The organism is Nocardia sp. NPDC052316 (assembly GCF_044547795.1).
Taxonomy (GTDB): Bacteria; Actinomycetota; Actinomycetes; order Mycobacteriales; family Mycobacteriaceae; genus Nocardia.
The window spans coordinates 60,412-80,259 of record NZ_JBIUBB010000006.1; the positions used below are offsets into that span (position 1 = coordinate 60,412).

Here is a 19,848-nt window from a genome sequence, read left to right on the forward strand (position 1 = left end):
TGCGGCGTTCAGTCCATCTGGAAGTCGGCGAAGTCGAAACCAGGGGAGACGAAGCAGCTCACGAGCACGTATTCGTCGCCTGCCGGTCGGGCGGCCTGACTGACCCCACCCGGCACCACCGCCTGTAGCACCTGGCCGTGCTCGACATCGGGCCCGAGCACGACCTCCTCGCCGCCGATATTCAGCAGCAGCGGGCCGCCGCGATGCCAGAGCCACAGCTCGTCGGAGCGAACCGTATGCGGCGCCGACTGCTCGCCCGGCATCAGCAAGAAGTGGATCGCGGTGGCACTGGAGCGCGCGCCCTCGTAACCCTTCGGCTCGAATTCCACGGCGCTGCGCCAGGTTTCGCGGAACCAGCCACCCTCCGGGTGTGGTGCCAGATCGAGGGCTTCGGCGAGTGCGGGTCGGTTGTCGGTCATCGTTCGACTATGCCTGATCCGCGGCCGGTGGCGCCGGACAGCCGCGGTGAAAATCAGGTGACCGGAGGCGAACGAACAGCGGGCTCAGCGCTCCTCGATACGCCAGGTGATGCCGAAAGGCGCGAGCGTGTCGAGGAATTCGGCTGCGTCGAACGCCTCGGCCACCGCCAGCGCTCCTGGCTTCGCGGTGCCGTCGGCCAGCCGGACCGCAACCTCTACCGCCATCAGCGCCGAATCCCGGTAGGAGTGCACGCCACTCACGACACCGCGGACGGTGCGACCGTCCGTGCCGAACGCGTCGACCACCAGGTCGTAGCGCAGGTTCGCGCTCGGTGCGTCGGGCAGGGTGTCGATGATCTCCTCGGTGAACCCGCTCAGGGTGTCCAGGATCGAGGTGGCGAGCACGCCCTCGACGTAGGAGACTTCCGAGTGGCGCGGGATCGTAAGCACGGGCGGCTGCGGGAATTTCGCGACAGCGGTCGGTGCGGAGTCGCCCGGGAAAGTCATCTCGGCGCGCCGAGCCGTTGCGCCGGTGTGCAATTCGCCGTCCGCGTAGTTCCAGCCGCCGCTGCGGAACCAGTCGAGGCTGGCGAACACCGTCTTCGCGCTGCCCTTGGAGCCGTTGCCGCCACTCTTGCTCAGGTGGCTGAGCACCACCTCGGCCGGACCGGCCACCCGGCGGGTGGTCAGGTAGCCGAGCAGGTCGCCGGGCAGATTGCTGTCGGTGACGCCGGAGATCAGGGTCACCCCCGCCGCCTCGGCCCGCGGGCCGAACTCGTCGAACACCTGCTTCAGGAACAGCTGCTCGCCGGACATGTCGGTGTAGTGCGCCCCGGCGTCGATCGCCGCCGCCAGCACCGCTGGTCCGTGAGTCACGTACGCGGGCAGGCTGCTGATCACCACGTCGGCCCCGGTGAACGCGGTCACCAGCGCGTCGTGGTCGGTGAGCGCGGCGACCCGGATCTGTGCGTCCGGCAGGTCCGCGACCGCTGCGGCGGCCTGGATCCGGGCCGCGTCGCGGCCGACCAGGATCGGGGTGACGCCGCGCCTGCGCAGCTCGGTGAGGACGTAGCCGCCGGTGATGCCGGTGGCGCCGTAGATCGCGATGGTCTTGGTGTTGCTCGTCGATGTCATGACACAAACCTATGGCTCGACAATGAGTTAACCAATGGCTTGATTGCTCGCTGGTATATCTCAAACGCTCACTCGTGAAGCGCTATGGTGTTCGGGTGGACATTCTCAGCGAAACCATCGCGGCCATCCGCACCGGCAGCCCGACCTCCGGGTTGTTCATCCGGCACGCCCCGTGGGGCCGCCGCTACCCCGTGGTGCCCGGCGCCGGTTTCCATGTGGTGCTGCAGGGTTCCTGCTGGCTGGTGCCGCCGACCGGCGCGCCGCTGGCGCTCGGCGTCGGCGACGTCGTGTTCATGCCCCGCGGTGCCGACCACGACCTCGTCGACACCCTCGACAGCCCGGTCACCGAGCTGGCGCAGGTCGGTGAGCCGAGGGAGCTCACCGGCCCCGGCGTGCGCGCGGCATTGCTTTGTGGCGCATACGAACTCGGCAGAAAACGCAGCCACCCGCTGCTCGACGAACTGCCCGAGTTCATCCATCTGCCCGCCCGCCCCGGACGGCATCCCGCCCTGCGCGGCGCTGTCGACCTGCTCGCCGCCGAGATCGCGGAGCCTCGCCCGGGTAGCGACGCCGCCGTTCCGGCGATACTCGAGACGCTGCTGCTCTTCATCCTGCGCGCCTGGCTGGACGAACAATCCACTGCCCGATCCACCGGCTGGGCAGGCGCTTTCGCCGACCCGGCGGTGGCCGCGGCGCTGCGTGCCGTGCACGAGGAACCCGCCCGGTCCTGGACGGTCCCCGATCTCAGCGGCGTCGCCGGCGTCTCCCGAGCCACGCTGGCACGACGCTTCACCGCCACCGTCGGCGAACCACCCCTCGCATACGTCACCCGCTGGCGCATGCTCACCGCCGCCCGCCTGCTCCGCGAGACCGACGCACCGCTGGGCACGGTGGCCCGAAAGGTCGGCTACACCTCCGAATTCGCGTTCGCCAAGGCCTTCAAGCGCGAATACGGCCTTGCCCCAGGCCAATACCGGCGCGCCGAGGACAAGCCCCCACTCGTCGCGGTCTGATCACGCCGCGCACGGTCAGCGGTTGTCGAGGCGACGGGCCAAGCCGTCCACGATGAGGGTCAGCCCGGCCTCGAATGCCGACTCGTGGTCTATCCGCGGGATATCGACCGCATCGTCGGCCTCGTTGCCCTCCGCCTGTTCCTCCAGCACGGCGCCGACCGTGTAGCGGCCTGCGGCCAGCATCGCCATCTGCGCATCCCGCTCCGGCAGTCCGGAGGCGACCAGGAACGCCATCTTGTGGACGATCCGGTGGCGGTCCGCGGCGCCGGGGCGGGTTCCGGCGTGCAGCCGGGCGCCGTCGCGGCGCCGCAGTAGCGTGCGCCGGAAGCTGCGGTTGTTGTCGAGGAACCATTCGCGCCAGTCGTCCGCCGGTGTCGGTAGCGGGGCCTGCGCGTGGGGGGACATCGCAGCCTCGGCCATCGCGCTGAGCAGTTGCTCCTTGTTGCGGAAGTGGTAGTAGAGCGACGGCTGCTCGACGCCGAGTCGCTTCGCCAGTTGCCGCGTACTTATGGCATCGAGACCGACCTCGTCGAGCAGGTCGAGCGCCTCGGCGATGACGGTGTCGCGGTTCAGCTTGGCCATATTGACAATCTATCAGTGATAGATGATGCTGCGATAGCGTACCTATCACTGATAGAAAGGCTCATGGCATGGTTATTCCATCGGCCAGGAAGATCCTCATCTGTGGCGGCGGTATCGCCGGACAGGCGCTGGCCTATTGGCTCGCCAAAGGCGGTCACCGGGTCACCGTCGTCGAACGCTTCCCGGCGTTGCGGGCCAGCGGTGCCCAGGTCGACCTGCGCGGCCAAGGTATCGAGGCCGTCGAGCGGATGGGCTTGCTCGACGTTGTCCGGAGCAAGCTCGTTGACGAAGCGGGCGTCGCGTTCGTGAACAGTAAGGGTGCGGCGCGGGGCACGATCATGGCCAACACCTCCGGCCGCGGTCGGCAGACGTTGACCTCGGAGTACGAAATCATGCGGGGTGACCTGATTCGTATCCTGCACGACGCGACCAAAGGCGACGTGGACTACGTGTTCGACCTGCAGGTGGAACGCTTCGAGCAGGACGAACAGCGAGTCGTCGCGCACTTCTCCGACGGTTCTTCCGACGAATTCGACCTGCTCGTCGGCGCGGACGGCCAAGGGTCGCGCATCCGCCGCGCCATCCTGCCGTACGGGTCCGCCGACCCGTACCGGCCGGTGGGAATCCACATGGCCTACTGGTTCATTCCGCGTATCGCCGGTGACGGCAACATTCGCGACACCTACCACGCCCCACGCGGTCGGATGATCATGCGCCGCAGCCACAATCCGACCGAAACCCAGGTCTATTTCGTGCTTCGGGAAACCTCCGAGGCGGCCTCGGTCATCCACCGGGCGCCGGTCGAACGCCAAAAGCAGTTCTGGACCGAAAGGTTCCGCGACGCGGGCTGGCAGACGGAGCGATTCCTCGACGGCATGGTGCGGACCGAGAGCTTCTACTCGCAGGAGGTCCTGCAGGTACGTACCGACACGTGGTCCAAGGGCCGTGTAGTGCTGGTCGGCGACGCCGCGCACTGTGCCTCCCCCTACAGCGGCATGGGGGTTTCCGGCGCGCTGGTCGGCGCGTACGTCCTGGCCGGTGAAATCAACCGGCACGCACACGAACTGCCCACAGCACTGGCGAACTACGACGCCACACTGCGGCCGTTCGTAGACGAGATCCAGTCCGCCGTGAAACCGCGCCTACTGCGCCTCGGCATGCCCGCCCACCGGCTCGGCATCGACGCCTTCCACGCCGTGACGGCGGCGGCCTGCTTCCTGCGCATCCCCGAGCTCGTCGCGAGGTGGTCGAAGGAGGACCGGGGCGGTAACTGGACGCTTCCGGAATACCCGGAACTCGTCGGGGCGGTGTGATCAGACCGGGGATTAGATTCTAAGACGTGAAGGCGACGGAGTTGATCGACGCGCACGGGGAACTGCTCGGGCGGTTGTTACCCGGAGACCGGTTGTCCGATTTGATGATTCGCGAGGGGCAATTCCACTACGTGGTCGTCGGATCCGAGCGGGTGGTGAGTTTCGCGCGGACCGACGCCGCCGCGGAACGCCTTACGGCGCGCGGGGCGGTGCTGCGCGCGCTGGCGCACCTCGCTCTCGGAGTGGCCGTGCCGGAGTGCCTGTCTGTTGCGGCGCAGGGGGATGCGGTGGCCTACCTGCTGATGACGAAGGTCTCGGGTGCGCCGCTGGATGGGGCGTTGTTACGGATTCCCGATGTCGCGGAATCTGTTGCGCGGCAGTGCCATGGCCTGCTGGACAGCCTGGCGGCCGCCAAAGATGACCCGCGGATCCGCGGGTCGCTGACCGTCGCACCCGTCGACCGGTGGCAAGAGTTCGCGGCAGCTGTCCGTGGCGAGCTGTACCCATTGATGAGCGTCACCGGTCGGGCACGCGCCGAGCGCGAGTTGTCCGCGCTCGATGCACTGCCGCACTCGACCGACGCCGTTGTGCACGGCGACCTCGGCGGCGAGAACCTGCTGTGGGACACCGTTGACGGACTGCCGGTGTTGCGCGGTGTCGTCGACTGGGATGGTGTCTGCCTCGGTGACCCCGCCGAGGACTTCGCCGCGATCGGCGCCGGTTACGGCCCGGACGTCCTGCGCGGGGTGCTGGCACACACCGAAACGACCGACAGCGGACTGGCCGACCGAATAGCCGCTATCCAAGGAACTTTCGCCCTACAGCAGGCGCTGGATGCCTACCTAGACGGCGACGAGGAAGAGCTGGCGGACGGTTTGAGCGGCTACCGCTGAGGCTCAGCTGAAGGGTGAGTGCGGACGCTGCTGCAGTTCGCCGTCGACATAGATGTCGACTTTCTCGTTGTAGAAGCAGACCAACCCCGCGACCTTCTGGCTCTCCGGTAGCGGCGTGCGGTAGCCCCACACGTAGTCCTGGTATTCCTTGTCGCCGACGCGGACGGTCCAGTAGTCGGCGGTGCCCTTGTACGGGCAGCTGGTGTGTGTGTCCGATGGGTGCAGCAGGTCCATTCGGACGTCGGTCATCGGGAGGTAATACCTTGCGGGAAGGCCAGTTTCGAAGAGGATGCGCGGTGAGTGCGAGTCCGCGACGGTGACGCCGTCGATCTCCACGCGCACGTGCCGGGAGCTGGCGAGGATGTCGACTCGGGAGTAGGGGTCGCGGGGGTGGACGTAGACCGGCTCGTCCTCTTCGAACCAGTCGTCCATCTTGTTCCAGTCGAGTCGCACCAGCTCGTTCAGTTCGGGCAGCGGGGAATCGTGGTAACGCAGGGCGGCTGCGGTGGCGGTGCTGCCGTCCACGACCACGTCGTACTCCGTCGCGTCGCCGCGACTGGGCGAGTGGTGGGACTTGCCGGTCGGCTCGAGTTTCGCGTGCAGATCCGCGACCGGGATGTAGTAGGTCGGGTAGTGCGGACCTTCCCACACCAACACCGGGTGGGCCGTATCCGCCGCCACATGGCCGCCGAGAAATACCCGCACCCGCTTCTGGCTGGTTTCGATCTTTACCCGGCCCCGCTGCGCATCGCCCATAGCATCCGACGGTACTCGCGCCAGGCGCTGCGGCAAGGCTGGAGCGGGTCGTCGGCGCCGGTGTCCCGCCTCGCACACAGCATCCTGTCTCGCCCACCGCACAGCTGCCCGGTGGGGCGGGCAGCTGTACGAGGTCGAAGTCAGTCGCCGACGGTGATCGCCTGCGCCTCGGCGACGCTGTGCGGCGCGGGATCGTGGTCGTCGATGTGGGCCAGGGCGGCGCGACCGGCGAGCAGGACGAGCACCGCGCCCGCGGTGCAGGCGGCGCCGACCCAGAACGGCAGCGCGATGCTGTGCTCGCCGAGCTTGCCTGCGAGGTAGGGCGCGGCCGCGCCACCGGCGAAGCGGACGAAGCTGTAGGCCGCCGAGGCGGTCGAACGCTCGACCGGCGCGGAGATCATCACGGCCTCGGTGATCAGGGTGTTGTTCACCCCGAGGAACAATCCGGCCAGCACGGTTCCGATGATCAGCACCGGCTTGTGCTCGGCGAACGCGGCCATCACCGCGAGGTCCGCGGCGAACAGGGCCAGCGCGAGTCCCATCATCGGCAGCGAACCGAACCGCCGCTGCAACCGCGGCGCCAGGAACACCGAGGCGAGCGCGAGCAGCACACCCCAGCCGCAGAAGATGAAGCCGATCGAATAGGTGCCCATGTCCAGCGGGAACGGCGTGTAGGCGAGCAGGGTGAAGAAGCCGAAGTTGTAGAGCAGCGCGGTGAGGCTGACGGTCAGCAGGCCGCGATGCCGCAGCGCGAGGAAGGGGGCGGCGATCGAGGTGTGCTGCGTCGGCTTCGGGCCTTCGGGCAGCAGCACGACGATGCTGACCAACGCGACGGCCATCAAGACCGAGACACCGAAAAACGGTCCACGCCAGCTGATTCCGCCGAGCACGCCGCCGAGCAGCGGGCCGGTGGCGATGCCGATGCCGAGCGCGGCCTCATAGAGAATGATCGCCCGGGCGACGCCGCCGCTGGCCGCGCCGACGATGGTGGCCAGCGCGGTGGCGATGAACAGGGCGTTGCCGAGGCCCCAGCCTGCTCGGAAGCCGACGATCTGCGTGACGGTGTCCGACAGGCCCGCCAGTGCCGCGAACACGATGATGATGGCCAGGCCGGCCACCAGGGTCTTCTTCGCACCGAATCGGCTGGACACCACGCCCGTGATCAGCATGGCCACGCCGGTGACCAGCATGTAGCTGGTGAACAGCAGCGAGACCTGCGACGGCGAGGCGTGCAGTTGCTCGCCGATCGGTTTGAGAATGGGGTCTACCAGCCCGATCCCCATGAACGCGATCACGCTCGCGAAGGCAACGGCCCACACGGCTTTCGGTTGGCGGGCGGCCGCACTGGTGTCCGCGCCGTCGGCGCGGGCGGGAGCCAATGTGCTCATCAATGTTCCCTCTATGTCGGATTATGCTGTGGCGTAGCCTTTTTCAGGGCCTCCAGCAGTTCGTTCAAATCGGTGTCCATGCGGGCAAGGCGTTCGGTGTCGAAGCCGGCCAATCGCGTGGTGAGCGCGGCGGCGAACGCCTGTCGCGCCTGGGTGAGCCGGTTGCGCCCGGCCGGGGTGAGTTCGACGACGACAGCCCGGGAATCGGCCGTGTCCTTGCGTCGGGTCGCGAAGCCATCCGCGACCAGCCTGCCGATCAGCGTCGTTGCCGCCGGCTGCGAACAGCGGTCGATCCTGGCGAATTCACTGACCCGCACGGCACCGTGTTCATCGAGCACCGCCAGTGCTCGTAACACCGCCCGCGGCAGGTCGTCGCCGCTGATCACCCCGGCCAGCCGAGTGAGCCTGCCCGCGGTAACGAGTAGATCGACGACGATGTCATCCGCTGTGTCCACCTGAGCCTGCTGCACCAGAATATTATTACATAAGCTAACTATCTATGTGGGTGAACTCGATCACGGACACGCAGAAGCCCCGGTACGTGATCCGTACCGGGGCTGTGACCTGGGTATTCAGGAGGTGAGCGCGACCGGGCGGCGAGGTGTGCCGAACAGCTGGGCGTTTCCGTGGGCGCGCTTGAAGAACAGTTGTGCGTCGTGTTCCCAGGTGATGGCGATGCCGCCGTGGAGTTGCACGGTCTCGGCGACGATCGTGCCGAGTGCGTCCGAGCAGTGCAGCCGGGCGACCCAGACGTCTTCGGCGGCGGTGGCGGCATTTTCCGCGACGGCCAGGGTGGCCGCCGCCGAGGCGGACTCGGCCGATTCCAGCAGCACGTACATGTCGGCCATCCGGTGCTTGAGCGCCTGGAAGCTGCCGATCGGGCGACCGAACTGAACCCGGGACTTGGTGTATTCGACCGTCATCTCGAGGCAGCGGGCCGCGGCGCCGACCTGTTCGGCGGCCACTGCGGCCCAGGCGATTTCGCGCAGCCGAGTGCGGGCGGGCGCGGGATCGCCGGTACCGAGGCGGTGGGCTTCGGCTGCGGTGAAGGTGATTTCGGACAGTGTGCGGGTCGGGTCCATGGTCGGCACGACGCGCCGTGCGACCCCGGTCGCGGCGGCGGCGACCTCGAAGAAGCCGGTCGAGGTGAGCACGATCAAGGTGTCGGCGGTATGGCCGTCGAGCACGTATCGAGCGGTGCCGGTGAGCGTTCCGCCGGACTCTTCTACTCCTGTTTCGTCCCAACCGCTTTCGCCCGCCCAGCACACCGCGAGCGTGCGGGTACCCGCCGCGACCTCGGGCAGCAGCCGCTCGCACGCCGCCGTGTCACCGGACAGCAGCACGGCCTGGACGCCGAGGACGGCGGAGCCGAGCATCGGCACCCCGGCCAGGACACGGCCCAGTTCGCTGACCACCACCAGGGATTCGACCAGGCTCGCACCGACACCGCCGTGTTCTTCGGGAACGGCAAGCGCCGCGACCCCGATCTGTTCGCACAGCAGCCGCCACAGCGCCGGATCGTAACCGAGGTCGGTGTCCATCGCCGCGCGCACCGCGGCGGATCCGGCGTGCTTGGTGAGCAGCGCCCGCACCGAGGCGGTGAACTCCTGAAGTTCGGTGTTCGTCATGCGGTTCCTCGCTGCGGCACGGCCGCGTCGCGCAGCGCGTCGGCGATTCGAGCACGGTGCAGATCCGTTGTGCCCCAAGCGGAACGAAGCGCCGTGACCTTGGTCAACCACAGCGAAAGATCGTATTCGGCGGTGTAGCCGATCGCGCCGTGTACCTGCAGTGCCGCCCTGGCGGCCTGGTGTGCCGCGTCGCCGCAGGCGAGCACGGCGGCCGAGACGTCACGGCCGCGCGTCGCCTCGCCCATGGTGAGCGCGGCGCGGTACAGCAGCGGTTCGGCCAGATCCAGCCCGATCAGCACATCGGCGAGCTTCTGCTTGACGGCCTGGAATTCACCGATCGGTTTGCCGAACTGCTTGCGCTGCTTGGCATACTCGGTGGCGGCGGCCAACAGCGCGCGACCAGCGCCGAGCAGCTGTGCCGCGCAGGCCAGCGCGCCGGTGTCGAACGCGACGGCGACGGCGTCGCGGACCGCGTCACCGTCGGCGATCGGCTCGTCGGCCGCGACACTGAACAGTCGGCGCGCCGGATCGATCGACCGCACCGATCCGGTTCGATGCGCGGTGTGCAGCTGCGCACCGTCGGCGATCAGCACCACCTCGGCGCTGTCGGCGTCCAGCGCCACCCTGCCCCGCTCCGGCGACGCGAAGGCGATGGTGCCGAGCGCGGCACCTTCGGCGAATCCGGGCAGCCAGCGCTGGGCCGGGCCCTTGTCCGGAAGTGCCTGCAGCAGTGCCGGTATCGCAGCGGCGGTCTCCACCAACGGACCCGGTGCGGCGGCGCGGCCGAGCTCGACGAACGCCACCACCAGATCGATCGGCTCCGCGCCGCCGCCGCCGTGCTCATCATCGATGGCCAGCCCGAGCACACCGGCGCCGGCCAGCTGGCCGATCAACGCGCGGCCGGGGCGCGGATCGCCGGACGCCCAGTTACGGACCGCGGCGGGCGTGCGGCCCGCGTCGAGCAGCTTGCGCACACTGGTGCCGAAGTCGAGTTGTTCGGGGCTGAGCGCGAACCTCATCGGCTGCTCCCTCTCGGTAGTCCGAGCAGCCGCTCGGCGATGATGTTGCGCTGGATCTCGTTGGTGCCCGCGTAGATCGGGCCGGACAGCGCGAACAGATAGCCGTCGGTCCACGGACCGGATCGCTCGGCGGACGCGCCGAGCACCTCCAGCGCGGTCTCGTGCATCGCGATATCGAGCTCCGACCAGAACACCTTGGTGATCGACGATTCCGCGCCGAGCTTGCCGCCCTCGTTGAGCCGGGTCACCGTGCCGAAGGTGTGCAGCCGGTAGGCCTCGCTGCCGATCCAAGCGTCCACCACGGCGTCGCGCTGCGCGGTGTTGGCCGGGTCGCCTGCGTCGAGCCACAGGTCGATCAACCGCTGGGCCGTCGCGCTGAACCGGCCGGGGCTGCGCAGCGACAGGCCGCGCTCGTTGCTCGACGTGCTCATCGCCACCCGCCAGCCCTCGCCCGGCTCGCCGATCACGTCTCGGTCGGGCACGAACACCTCGTCGAGGAAGATCTCGGCGAAGCCGGGTTCACCGTCCAGCTGCGGAATCGGGCGCACCGAAACATTGTCGGCGGACAGCGGGAACATGACGTAGGTCAGCCCCTTGTGCCGTTCGGCCGCCGGGTCGCTGCGGAACAGGCCGAAAGCCCAGTCCGCGTAGGCCGCTCGGGAACTCCAGGTCTTCTGGCCACTCAGCAGCCAGCCGCCGTTGGTGCGGCGGGCGGTCGAGCGGATGCCCGCGAGGTCGCTGCCCGCTTCCGGCTCGGACCAGGCCTGCGCCCAGATGTCGTCGGCGCGAGCCATTCTCGGCATGATCCGGTCGAGTTGCTCGGGGGTGCCGTGCTCGAACAGCGTTGGGGCCAACAGGAAGATGCCGTTCTGGCTCACCCGGCCCGGCGCGCCAGCGGCGTAATACTCCTGCTCGAACAGCACCCATTGCAGCAGGGATGCCTCGCGGCCGCCGTACGCCTCGGGCCAGGCGACCACGGACAGGCGAGCATCGGCGAGGGTGTGCTCCCAGGCCCGATGCGCCTCGAATCCGCCCTGGGTGTCCATCGAGGGCAGCGGCTGGGCGGGTTTGTTGGCGGCGAGGAAATCCCGGACCTCGGCCTGGAATTCCTGGGTCGCCCGGTCGATGTCGAGATCCACTAGGTTGCCCCGTTCTCGGTCGAGGTCGCCTGCGCCTTCATCGTTTTGGCGTTCATGCCGCCCAGCGAGTCGGCGCCGACCTCCGCGTTGTGCGCGTGTGCGAAGTGGTGCAGCCCGAACACCGAGTCCATCCCGGTGCGCATGCCCATCAGATCCTCCGCCTGGTTCACCGCCTTCTTGGTCAGGGCGAGACCGAATTGCGGCATGGCCGCGATTTTTTCGGCCAGCGCGAGCGTCTCGTCCTCGAGTTCGGCGCGCGGCACGACTCGGTTGACCATGCCCCACTCCTTGGCCTGCGCCGCACCGAACCGGTCACCGGTGAACAGGAACTCCTTCGCCGCGCGCGGCCCCATCACCCACGGGTGCGCGAAGTATTCGACGCCCGGAATGCCCATCCGGACAACGGGGTCGGAGAAGAACGCGTCGTCCGACGCGATGATCAGATCGCATACCCAGGCCAGCATGAGCCCGCCCGCGATGCAGGCGCCTTGCACCATCGCGATGGTCGGCTTGGGGATCTCCCGCCAGCGCCTGCACATGCCGAGGTACACCTCGAGCTCACGCGCGAAACGCTGATCGCCGCCGACCTTGTCGACGTGGTCCCACCACAGCGCCGCCTTGTTCGGATAGCGGATGTGGTGATCGCGTCCCGGGGTGCCGATGTCGTGCCCGGCGCTGAAGTGTTTGCCGTTGCCCGCCAACACGATCACGCCGACCGCGGGATCTTCCACGGCGCGCTCGAACGCGGCGTCGAGGGCGTAGGTCATCACTGAGTTCTGCGCATTGCGGTAGTCCGGCCGGTTCAGGGTGACGATCGCCGTGCGGCCACGCACCTCGTACGTGACGACGTCACCCTCGTCCGGGATCGGTTCCGACATTACGAAATCTCCTCACGTAGTTGCCGCTTGAGCACTTTCCCGGCGGCGCTGTAGGGCAGCTGGTCGCGGAATTCGATGAATCGCGGCACCTTGAAGTTGGCCAGCACGGTGGTGGCGTGGGCGAGCACCTGGTCCTCGGTGAGCGTCGCGCCGGGCTTGCGGACCACGAAAGCCTTGCCCACCTCACCCATTCGGGTGTCCGGCACCCCGATCACGGCGGAATCGGCGATGCCGTCCAACCGTGCGAGCGCCTGCTCGATCTCGGCCGGGTACACGTTGAACCCGCCGGAGATGTACATGTCCTTGAGCCGGTCGGTGATCTTCAGGTACCCGCGTTCGTCCAGCGTGCCGACGTCGCCGGTGTGCAGCCAGCCGTCGGCATCGATGGTCTGCGCGGTGGCTTCGGGATCGTCGAGGTAGCCGAGCATCACGTTCGGCCCGCGCAGCAGCACCTCGCCGTTGGGCGCGAGCCGCAGTTCGAAGTCGGCGATCGGGCGGCCGCAGGTGCCCGCGATGGTCGCGGCGTCGTCGTCCGCGCGGCACATGGTGCCGAACCCCGCCGCCTCGGACAGGCCGTAAGCCGTGATGACGACGTCGAAGTCGAGCTCGGCGCGCATCCGCTCGATCAGCACCACCGGAACGGTCGCGGCCCCGGTGACGGCGACCCGCAGCGTGCTGAGGTCGAATTCGGCGCGGTCGGGGTAGTCGAGGATGGTCTGATAGATGGTCGGCGGTCCGGGCAGCACCGTGACCCGCTCCTCGCTCACCAGTCGCATGGTGGCGGGCACGTCGAACACCGCCTGCGGGATGATCACGGCCCCGGTGACCAGGCAGGCGAGGATGCCCGCCTTGTAGCCGAAGTTGTGGAAGAACGGGCTGACCACCAGATACCGGTCGGTACGGCGCAATGTCGCGCACTCGGCCCAGGCCCGCACCACCGATAGCGCCTGCCGATGGGCGACCACGGTGCCCTTGCTGCGGCCGGTGGTGCCGGAGGTGAACAGGATGTCGGAGGTGTCCTCGGGGCTGACCGCCGACGCGCGCTCCTCCGCTTCGGCGGGCGTGACCTTCTCGGCCACCCCGGCGAGCTCCGACCAGTCGAACGCGGTCGCGTCGCTGGTCCGGCTGTCCGGCTCGACCGGGATGACGACGACCGTCTCGATATCGAGTTTCGGTGCGCTCACGCGCAATTCGGCGAGCCGGTCGCGGCCGAGGAAGGTGCCCGCGATGAACAACGCCCTGGCATCGACCCGGCGCAGTACGTCGGCGGCCTCGTCGGCGACGTAGCGGGTGTTCAGCGGTACCAGCGAGGCACCGACGTAGTGGGCGGCCAGCGCCGCGACGACCCAGTGGTGGGTGTTGGGCGCCCACATGGCCACCCGGTCACCGGCCTGCACGCCGCGCGCGATGAGCGCCCGCGCCACCTCCTGGACCGCCGCGAGCAGCTGCGTCCAGTCCAGCCGGACCGCGCCGTCGGCGAGGGCGGGGGCGGTGCCGAACGTGGCCGCGGCATGCCGCAGCGCCAGCGGAGTCGTCAGAGCAGGGGTTGTCACGGTGGTCCTTACGTCCGTGTCGGGCACTTATGCGAGCGCTCAACAAGCAAGTGCTTGGTAGGTTATCCTACCGGCGTGGGTGCGATCCAGACCTCAGAATCCGACACCGCCGCGTCGGGCGGGCGGTTTTCCGCGACGCAAGACGCGCGATTCGCCGCCGAGGTGCGCGAGTGGCTTGCGGAGAACCTGCACGGCGAATTCCGCGAGTTGCGCGGGCTCGGCGGGCCGGGCCGGGAACACGAGGCCTTCGACGAGCGCCTCGCCTGGGACCGACACCTGGCCGCCGCGGGCTGGACCTGCCTCGGCTGGCCGAAGGAGTACGGCGGCCGCGAGGCGACTGTGCGCCAGCAGGTGATCTTCCACGAGGAGTACGCGAAAGCGAACGCGCCCGCCCGGGTTTCGCACGTCGGCGAGGAACTGCTCGGACCGACCGTGCTCGCCTTCGGCACCCAGGCGCAGAAGGAACGCTTCCTGCCCGGCATCCGCACCGTCAGCGAGCTGTGGTGCCAGGGCTATTCGGAGCCGGGCGCTGGCTCGGATCTGGCCGCGATCACCACCGCGGCGCGGCTGGACGGCGACGAATGGTCGATCAACGGCCAGAAGATCTGGACCTCGCTGGCCCACGTCGCCGACTGGTGCTTCGTGATCGCCCGCACCGAGCGCGGCTCGGTCCGCCACCGGGGCCTGTCCTACCTGCTGGTTCCGATGCGCCAGCCCGGCATCGACGTGCGCCCGATCATCCAGCTCACCGGCACCTCGGAGTTCAACGAGGTCTTCTTCGACGACGCGCGCACCGCCGCAGACCTGGTGGTCGGCGCGCCGGGCGAGGGCTGGCGCATCGCCATGGGCACCCTGACCTTCGAGCGCGGCATCTCCACCCTCGGCCAGCAGATCAGGTTCGCCAGGGAGCTGGCCGACGTCGAGGCGCTGGCCCGGCGCACCGGAGCCGCCGACGATCCGCTCATCGCCGACCGGATCGACCGGGCCTGGGTCGGCCTGCGGGTGCTGCGCGCGCACGCCATCCGCACGATGGAGGGCGCGGGCGTGGACGACGGGGGACAGGCCTCGGTCGCGAAACTGCTGTGGGCCAACTGGCATCGCGGCCTCGGCGAGCTCGCCATGGCCGTGCTCGGCCCGGCCGGCCTGGTGGCCGAGGAGAACGACTTGAACGAATGGCAGCGGCTGTATCTGTTCACCCGCGCCGACACCATCTACGGAGGTTCGAACGAAGTGCAGCGCAACATCATTGCCGAGCGCGTGCTCGGCCTGCCGCGGGAGGCGAGGTCATGAGTGGGCTATCCGTGCCGCCGACCCCCATCCCCGGACACGGTCTGCTGACCGGACGCGCCGCCGTCATCACCGCCGCGGCGGGCACCGGCATCGGCTCGGCCACCGCGCGCAGGCTGCTCGCCGAGGGCGCGGATGTGGTCGTCTCCGATTGGCACGAGCGGCGTTTGGCCGAGACAGCCACCGAGCTGGCGGCCGAGTTCCCGGACCGCAAAGTGGCCTCGATCGCGTGCGACGTGCAGAGCACCGAGCAGGTCGACGCACTGGTGCGCGGCGCGGCCGCGGCGATCGGCCGGATCGACATCATGGTCAACAATGCCGGGCTCGGCGGCGAGACCCCGGTGGTGGACATGACCGACGAGCAGTGGGATCGCGTCCTCGACATCACCCTCAACGGCACCTTCCGCTGCACCCGTGCCGCGCTGGGTTACTTCCGTGCCGCGGGCCACGGCGGCGTGATCGTCAACAATGCCAGCGTGCTCGGCTGGCGCGCGCAGCACGGTCAGGCCCACTACGCAGCGGCCAAAGCCGGTGTGATGGCGCTGACCCGGTGCAGTGCCATCGAGGCCGCCGAACTCGGCGTGCGGATCAACGCCGTCGCGCCGAGCATCGCGAGGCACGCTTTTCTGGACAAAGTCAGTTCGACCGAACTGCTCGACCGGCTCTCCGAGCGGGAAGCCTTCGGCCGGGCCGCCGAGCCGTGGGAGGTCGCGGCCACCATCGCCATGCTGGCCAGTGACTACACCTCGTATCTGACCGGCGAGGTCGTTTCGGTCAGCAGTCAGCGCGCCTGAGCGGCAGGCATTATTTTCGTGCACCGGGACAACGGCACCCCGGGAATCCGGCAATCCACCGTGGTTTCCCAACATCTTTCGCTCTCGAGCTATCCAATCGCTGTCCGGTAACCCGTGGTTGGGGCCGGCGAGCGGCACGGACTGGACGGGCGCGCGGGCCGGGTGGCTCCGGTGCGCACGGGACGCGCCAGAGTGCGTTCGCCTTCCAGCGCTGGGCGCACATCGAGCAAATGGGCGGCTGATCAGGTAGAAAAGCCCAAGCCAGATGCGGCCGGGGTGTGCGATGCTGGATTACATCGGATCCCGCACTCTCCAAAGGGGCGATGGCTATGGGCCTGGATAGCCCAGCTGCCCGCGAACAACTGGAACTCGAATTGGTGCGCGAAGTGGTGCTAGCCAGGCGCAGACTGGACAGCATGGTACTCGCAGCGCTAACTCTCGGCGCCGAGCTGATGGACCACACTTCCGAGTACGCGACCGCCATGCGCGCCGCCCAGATTCTCGAGCAGTACGCCGTCGACGAGCGGGCGGTGACCCGCGACCCGCGGGGCGCGCTACGCGCCGATATGGCCCGAGATCGGGAGCGGGCCAAGCAGATCGGGCTCGGCACCGACCACGCGGAGACCGAGCAGGACCGGCGAAGACATCGGCAGTCCGCCCTGCTGTGCGAGGTGCGCGCAGACCTGCTCGACGTGGTGGCCAAGTGCCGGAAGTTCCGGTTCGACCGGGTCGCCTTCGACGAGGAGATAGCGCAGGGTCTCTGCAACGCGACCGACAAGCTGGTGGTCGGCGCCGATATGGATACCTATCAGGCCTGGCAGCGCGGCATGGTGCTCAAGCTGATCGAAGAGCCGATGGCCTACGGTCCACCGCGGGTGATGGCGACGGTGGACGCGGGGCCGGGGCGCGGGCAGCTCACCGTCGAATGGGACAGCTGCGAACGCAGGCTCGCGCTGGTCGCCCGGCTGGCCAGGGCGGGTATCGCGCCCGTGGTGATCTGCGATCGGCTGCTCGCGGACCTATCGGTGTCCTCCCCACTGCGCTATTCGGTGCGCTGAGCAGCTCGGCCACGCATCGCAACACTGTTGGACAGGCCGATCGCGCGCCGCCCTGTACCAAGCAAATGCTTGGTTGTATTATGGCCGATGTGACCGCACCCGACGCTTCGAAATCAGCACGGCGCAATGAACTGCTGGCGCTGGCGGCCGAACTGTTCGCCGAGCGAGGACTGCGCGCCACCACCGTGCGCGACATCGCCGACGCGGCCGGAATTCTATCGGGGAGCCTCTACCACCACTTCGATTCCAAAGAGTCCATGGTGGACGAGATCCTGCGCGGCTTCCTCGACGATCTGTTCGGGCACTACCGCGAGATCGTCGGCGCCGGGCTCAGCTCGCGAGACACCCTGGAAGCCTTGGTGATCGCGTCCTACCAGTCCTTCGATCGGCACCATGCCGCGGTCGCGATCTACCAGGCCGAGGCCAAGCGCCTGCGCACCGCCGAGCGGTTCACCTACATCGCCGACTACAACCGCGAGTTCCGCGAGCTCTGGCATCGCGTACTCACCAACGGCGTCACCGACGGCAGCTTCCGGCCCGAGATCGACGTCGAACTGGCCTACCGATTCCTGCGCGACACCGTGTGGGTCGCGGTGCGCTGGTATCAGCCGGGCGGTGCCATCACCGTCGACAATCTCGCCAAGCAGTACCTGACCATCGTGCTCGACGGGCTCACCGTCTCCGATCAGCACATCACGTAGGAGTTCTCTGATGTCAGCACCATCCGCACCCCGCCGCCCCTACACCCCGCTGCGGGACGCCTACGTGATCGATGCGGTGCGCACCCCGGTCGGCAAGCGCGGCGGCGCGCTGGCCGCCGTGCACCCCGCCGACCTCGGCGCGGCCGCGCTGCGCGGGCTGCTGGATCGCAGCCCGATCGACCCGGGCAACGTCGACGACGTGATCGTCGGCTGTGTCGACAACATCGGCCCGCAGGCCGGAAACGTCGGCCGCACCGCATGGTTGGCGGCGGGCTATCCGGAGGAGGTGCCCGGCGTCACCGTCGACCGGCAGTGCGGATCCAGCCAGCAGGCCATCAACTTCGGCGCACAGGCCATCATGAGCGGCACCGCCGAGGTGATAGTCGCGGGCGGGCTGCAGAACATGAGTGCCATCCCGATCTCGGCGGCGATGCTGGCGGGCAAGGAGTACGGCTTCGACTCGCCGTTCGTCGGGTCCGAGGGGTGGGACCACCGCTACGGCACCGCCGAGGTCACCCAGTTCCGCGCCGCCCAGCTGATCGCCGAGAAGTGGAACATCAGCCGGGAAGACATGGAGCGCTGGGCTTTGCGCAGCCATGAGCGGGCCCGCGACGCCATCAAGAACGGCCGCTTCGATCGGGAGATCGTGCCGGTCGGCGACTTCTGGATCGATCAGGGACCGCGCGAGACCAGCCTGGCGAAGATGGCGTCGCTGCCGCCGCTGGCCGAGGGCAGCCCGCTGACGGCGGCCGTCGCCAGCCAGATCTCCGACGGCGCGAGCGCCACCCTGCTCGCCTCCGAATGGGCCGTCGAGGCCTACGGATTGACGCCGCGGGCCCGCATCCACCACGTCAGCGCGCGCGGCGCGGACCCCATCTTCATGCTCACCGCGCCGATCCCGGCGACCAAGTGGGCGCTGGAGCAGACGGGCCTGACCATCGATGACATCGACGTGGTGGAGATCAACGAAGCCTTCGCCCCCGTCGTGCTCGCCTGGCTGAAGGAGACCGGCGCGGACCCCGAGCGGGTCAACGTCAACGGTGGCGCCATCGCCCTCGGCCACCCCCTCGGCGCCACCGGCGCAAAGCTTTTCGCGTCGCTGCTCAACGAGCTCGAGCGCGTCGGCGGCCGGTACGGCCTGCTCACCATCTGCGAGGGCGGCGGCACCGCCAACGCCACCATCATCGAGCGGCTCGGCAGCTGAGTCGCGGCTAGACGGCCAGACGTGCGGCGAGGTCGGCGGCGAGCCTGCCGAACCGCGCGTCGTCGGCGCGCCACTGCAACGCGGTGCCGACCTCGAGATCCAGGTCTTCGACCGGTAGGAAGCGGAATTCGGCGGGGTCGACGGCGGACAGGCCCTCGGAGTCGAGGGGGGCGATGATGAAGGCGCGGGACCGGCGCAGCATCATCAGCATGCCGTCGATGGTTTTGAAGCGGTCCTTGCTTTCGCTGATGCCCTTGCCGGACAGCGGTGTTCGAGTATCGGAGACGAGCTCCCAGTGTTGCGGGCCTTGGACGTGCGTGAAACCGCGTAAGTCCGCTAGTCGCAACGAGGTACGTCCGGCGAACAGGTCGGCGTCGACCAGGACGCCCATCGGCTCGGTGGCGACGACCACGGAGTCCACGCCAGGACCGGCGGACCCGAGGTGGGACAAGGCCAGGTCGATGTGGTTGCCGCGCAGGTTCGCACCGACATCGGCGGAACGCATGCGCTCGAGTACGCAGGTGTAGTCGGGTGCGAGATCGGCCAACGCGGCGGTGAGCCGGTCGCCGATGTCGGAGCCGAGCAATTCCGGGATGGCGAAGCGTACGGCGATCGGCTGATCGGCCGTGGTGGCGAGTTGGTCGGGCAGTGCGTCGACGTCGGTGACGATCGAGAACGCTTGCGGCACAAGTCGTTCGCCGGTCGGTGTCAGCCGGAGGGTCTGTGTGGAGCTGTCGAAAAGTGGTGCGCCGACTTCGGTTTCGAGTACCTCGATGCGCTGACGCAGCGCTGGGACGGACATCTGTAACGCCTGCGCGGCCTTGGTGAAGTCGAGCTCGCTGGCGACTGCCAGGAAGCAGCGTAGGTGATAGATCTCCATTTGCGACATGGTAGCTATGTGAATATATGGTGCTCCACTTGACTGCGCCCGGCATTTCCTGCATCGCACACGGCGTGTCGATGACGCAGGTAGTGCGGTTTTGCTGATCGGCCCCGTACCTGGAATTCCGAGTTAGCTGGACGATTGACCAGCTAACGGGCGACCTCTCGAGTCACGGCGAACACCTGAGGAGGCGTCGTGTTGCACAC

The 19,848-nt window shown here is 68.4% G+C and carries 20 protein-coding genes; 8 read left to right on the forward strand and 12 right to left on the reverse strand.

All coding sequences use genetic code 11. The features are described from left to right. Positions 1–8: 8 nt before the first annotated feature. Positions 9–419 (reverse strand): cupin domain-containing protein, encoded by a 411-nt coding sequence (locus tag ACIHA7_RS28080; protein WP_397293944.1) that lies wholly within the window; start codon positions 417–419, stop codon positions 9–11. Positions 420–503: 84 nt separating this feature from the next. Further along, complete coding sequence (locus ACIHA7_RS28085) at positions 504–1,553, reverse strand: saccharopine dehydrogenase NADP-binding domain-containing protein (RefSeq protein ID WP_397293945.1); 1,050 nt, start codon at positions 1,551–1,553, stop codon at positions 504–506. Positions 1,554–1,648: 95 nt separating this feature from the next. Between ACIHA7_RS28085 and ACIHA7_RS28090 the strand changes: the two genes are divergently transcribed. Continuing rightward, on the forward strand, positions 1,649–2,566 hold the full coding sequence (locus tag ACIHA7_RS28090) for an AraC family transcriptional regulator (protein WP_397293946.1): 918 nt from the start codon (positions 1,649–1,651) through the stop codon (positions 2,564–2,566). A 15-nt stretch (positions 2,567–2,581) separates the two neighbouring features. Here the strand turns inward: ACIHA7_RS28090 and ACIHA7_RS28095 are convergent, their stop codons facing one another. After that, positions 2,582–3,148: a TetR/AcrR family transcriptional regulator C-terminal domain-containing protein gene (locus tag ACIHA7_RS28095; protein WP_397293947.1), complete on the reverse strand. Its 567-nt coding sequence runs from the start codon at positions 3,146–3,148 to the stop codon at positions 2,582–2,584. Positions 3,149–3,216: 68 nt separating this feature from the next. On the opposite strand from ACIHA7_RS28095, the gene ACIHA7_RS28100 reads away from it, so the two are divergent. Continuing rightward, positions 3,217–4,461, forward strand: a complete 1,245-nt coding sequence (locus ACIHA7_RS28100; RefSeq protein ID WP_397293948.1) for an FAD-dependent oxidoreductase — start codon at positions 3,217–3,219, stop codon at positions 4,459–4,461. Between the two features lie 41 nt (positions 4,462–4,502). After that, positions 4,503–5,354, forward strand: a complete 852-nt coding sequence (locus ACIHA7_RS28105) for a phosphotransferase family protein (protein ID WP_397294533.1) — start codon at positions 4,503–4,505, stop codon at positions 5,352–5,354. 3 nt (positions 5,355–5,357) lie between these two features. On the opposite strand, the gene ACIHA7_RS28110 is transcribed toward ACIHA7_RS28105, so the two are convergent. From ACIHA7_RS28110 to ACIHA7_RS28145, 8 genes are all read right to left on the reverse strand, one after another. Continuing rightward, positions 5,358–6,110, reverse strand: coding sequence for a DUF427 domain-containing protein (locus ACIHA7_RS28110; protein WP_397293949.1), 753 nt, complete (start codon positions 6,108–6,110; stop codon positions 5,358–5,360). A 140-nt stretch (positions 6,111–6,250) separates the two neighbouring features. Then, the gene (locus tag ACIHA7_RS28115) at positions 6,251–7,498 is read right to left on the reverse strand and encodes an MFS transporter (protein ID WP_397293950.1); all 1,248 of its coding nucleotides are present in this window, start codon (positions 7,496–7,498) and stop codon (positions 6,251–6,253) included. An 11-nt stretch (positions 7,499–7,509) separates the two neighbouring features. Beyond that, complete coding sequence (locus tag ACIHA7_RS28120) at positions 7,510–7,953, reverse strand: MarR family winged helix-turn-helix transcriptional regulator (RefSeq protein WP_397293951.1); 444 nt, start codon at positions 7,951–7,953, stop codon at positions 7,510–7,512. Positions 7,954–8,070: 117 nt separating this feature from the next. Further along, positions 8,071–9,126 carry an acyl-CoA dehydrogenase family protein gene (locus ACIHA7_RS28125; RefSeq protein WP_397293952.1) on the reverse strand — a complete coding sequence of 352 codons (1,056 nt, stop codon included), beginning with the start codon at positions 9,124–9,126 and terminating at the stop codon, positions 8,071–8,073. Then, entirely contained in the window at positions 9,123–10,145 is a 1,023-nt protein-coding gene (locus tag ACIHA7_RS28130) for an acyl-CoA dehydrogenase family protein (protein ID WP_397293953.1), read from the reverse strand. The genes ACIHA7_RS28125 and ACIHA7_RS28130 overlap by 4 nt, the downstream gene beginning before the upstream one ends. Further along, the gene (locus tag ACIHA7_RS28135; RefSeq protein WP_397293954.1) at positions 10,142–11,284 is read right to left on the reverse strand and encodes an acyl-CoA dehydrogenase family protein; all 1,143 of its coding nucleotides are present in this window, start codon (positions 11,282–11,284) and stop codon (positions 10,142–10,144) included. The genes ACIHA7_RS28130 and ACIHA7_RS28135 overlap by 4 nt, the downstream gene beginning before the upstream one ends. Further along, a complete protein-coding gene (locus tag ACIHA7_RS28140; protein ID WP_397293955.1) occupies positions 11,284–12,162 on the reverse strand; it encodes an enoyl-CoA hydratase in 879 nt (292 codons plus the stop codon). The genes ACIHA7_RS28135 and ACIHA7_RS28140 overlap by 1 nt, the downstream gene beginning before the upstream one ends. Continuing rightward, positions 12,162–13,715, reverse strand: coding sequence for a FadD3 family acyl-CoA ligase (locus ACIHA7_RS28145; RefSeq protein WP_397293956.1), 1,554 nt, complete (start codon positions 13,713–13,715; stop codon positions 12,162–12,164). Before ACIHA7_RS28145 ends, ACIHA7_RS28140 begins: the two co-directional genes overlap by 1 nt. An 84-nt stretch (positions 13,716–13,799) precedes the next feature. Between ACIHA7_RS28145 and ACIHA7_RS28150 the strand changes: the two genes are divergently transcribed. The 5 genes from ACIHA7_RS28150 to ACIHA7_RS28170 all read left to right on the forward strand — a co-directional run bounded on the left by ACIHA7_RS28150 (position 13,800) and on the right by ACIHA7_RS28170 (position 18,759). After that, positions 13,800–15,005, forward strand: coding sequence for an acyl-CoA dehydrogenase family protein (locus ACIHA7_RS28150; RefSeq protein ID WP_397294534.1), 1,206 nt, complete (start codon positions 13,800–13,802; stop codon positions 15,003–15,005). After that, complete coding sequence (locus ACIHA7_RS28155) at positions 15,002–15,796, forward strand: SDR family oxidoreductase (protein ID WP_397293957.1); 795 nt, start codon at positions 15,002–15,004, stop codon at positions 15,794–15,796. The genes ACIHA7_RS28150 and ACIHA7_RS28155 overlap by 4 nt, the downstream gene beginning before the upstream one ends. A gap of 329 nt (positions 15,797–16,125) precedes the next feature. Beyond that, positions 16,126–16,854: a hypothetical protein gene (locus tag ACIHA7_RS28160; protein ID WP_397293958.1), complete on the forward strand. Its 729-nt coding sequence runs from the start codon at positions 16,126–16,128 to the stop codon at positions 16,852–16,854. 80 nt (positions 16,855–16,934) lie between these two features. Beyond that, a complete protein-coding gene (locus ACIHA7_RS28165; protein ID WP_397293959.1) occupies positions 16,935–17,555 on the forward strand; it encodes a TetR/AcrR family transcriptional regulator in 621 nt (206 codons plus the stop codon). Positions 17,556–17,604: 49 nt separating this feature from the next. Further along, the gene (locus tag ACIHA7_RS28170) at positions 17,605–18,759 is read left to right on the forward strand and encodes an acetyl-CoA C-acetyltransferase (RefSeq protein ID WP_397294535.1); all 1,155 of its coding nucleotides are present in this window, start codon (positions 17,605–17,607) and stop codon (positions 18,757–18,759) included. A 7-nt stretch (positions 18,760–18,766) separates the two neighbouring features. Here ACIHA7_RS28170 and ACIHA7_RS28175 read toward each other — a convergent pair whose 3' ends face one another. Then, positions 18,767–19,639, reverse strand: a complete 873-nt coding sequence (locus tag ACIHA7_RS28175) for a LysR family transcriptional regulator (RefSeq protein WP_397293960.1) — start codon at positions 19,637–19,639, stop codon at positions 18,767–18,769. Positions 19,640–19,848 lie beyond the last annotated feature (209 nt).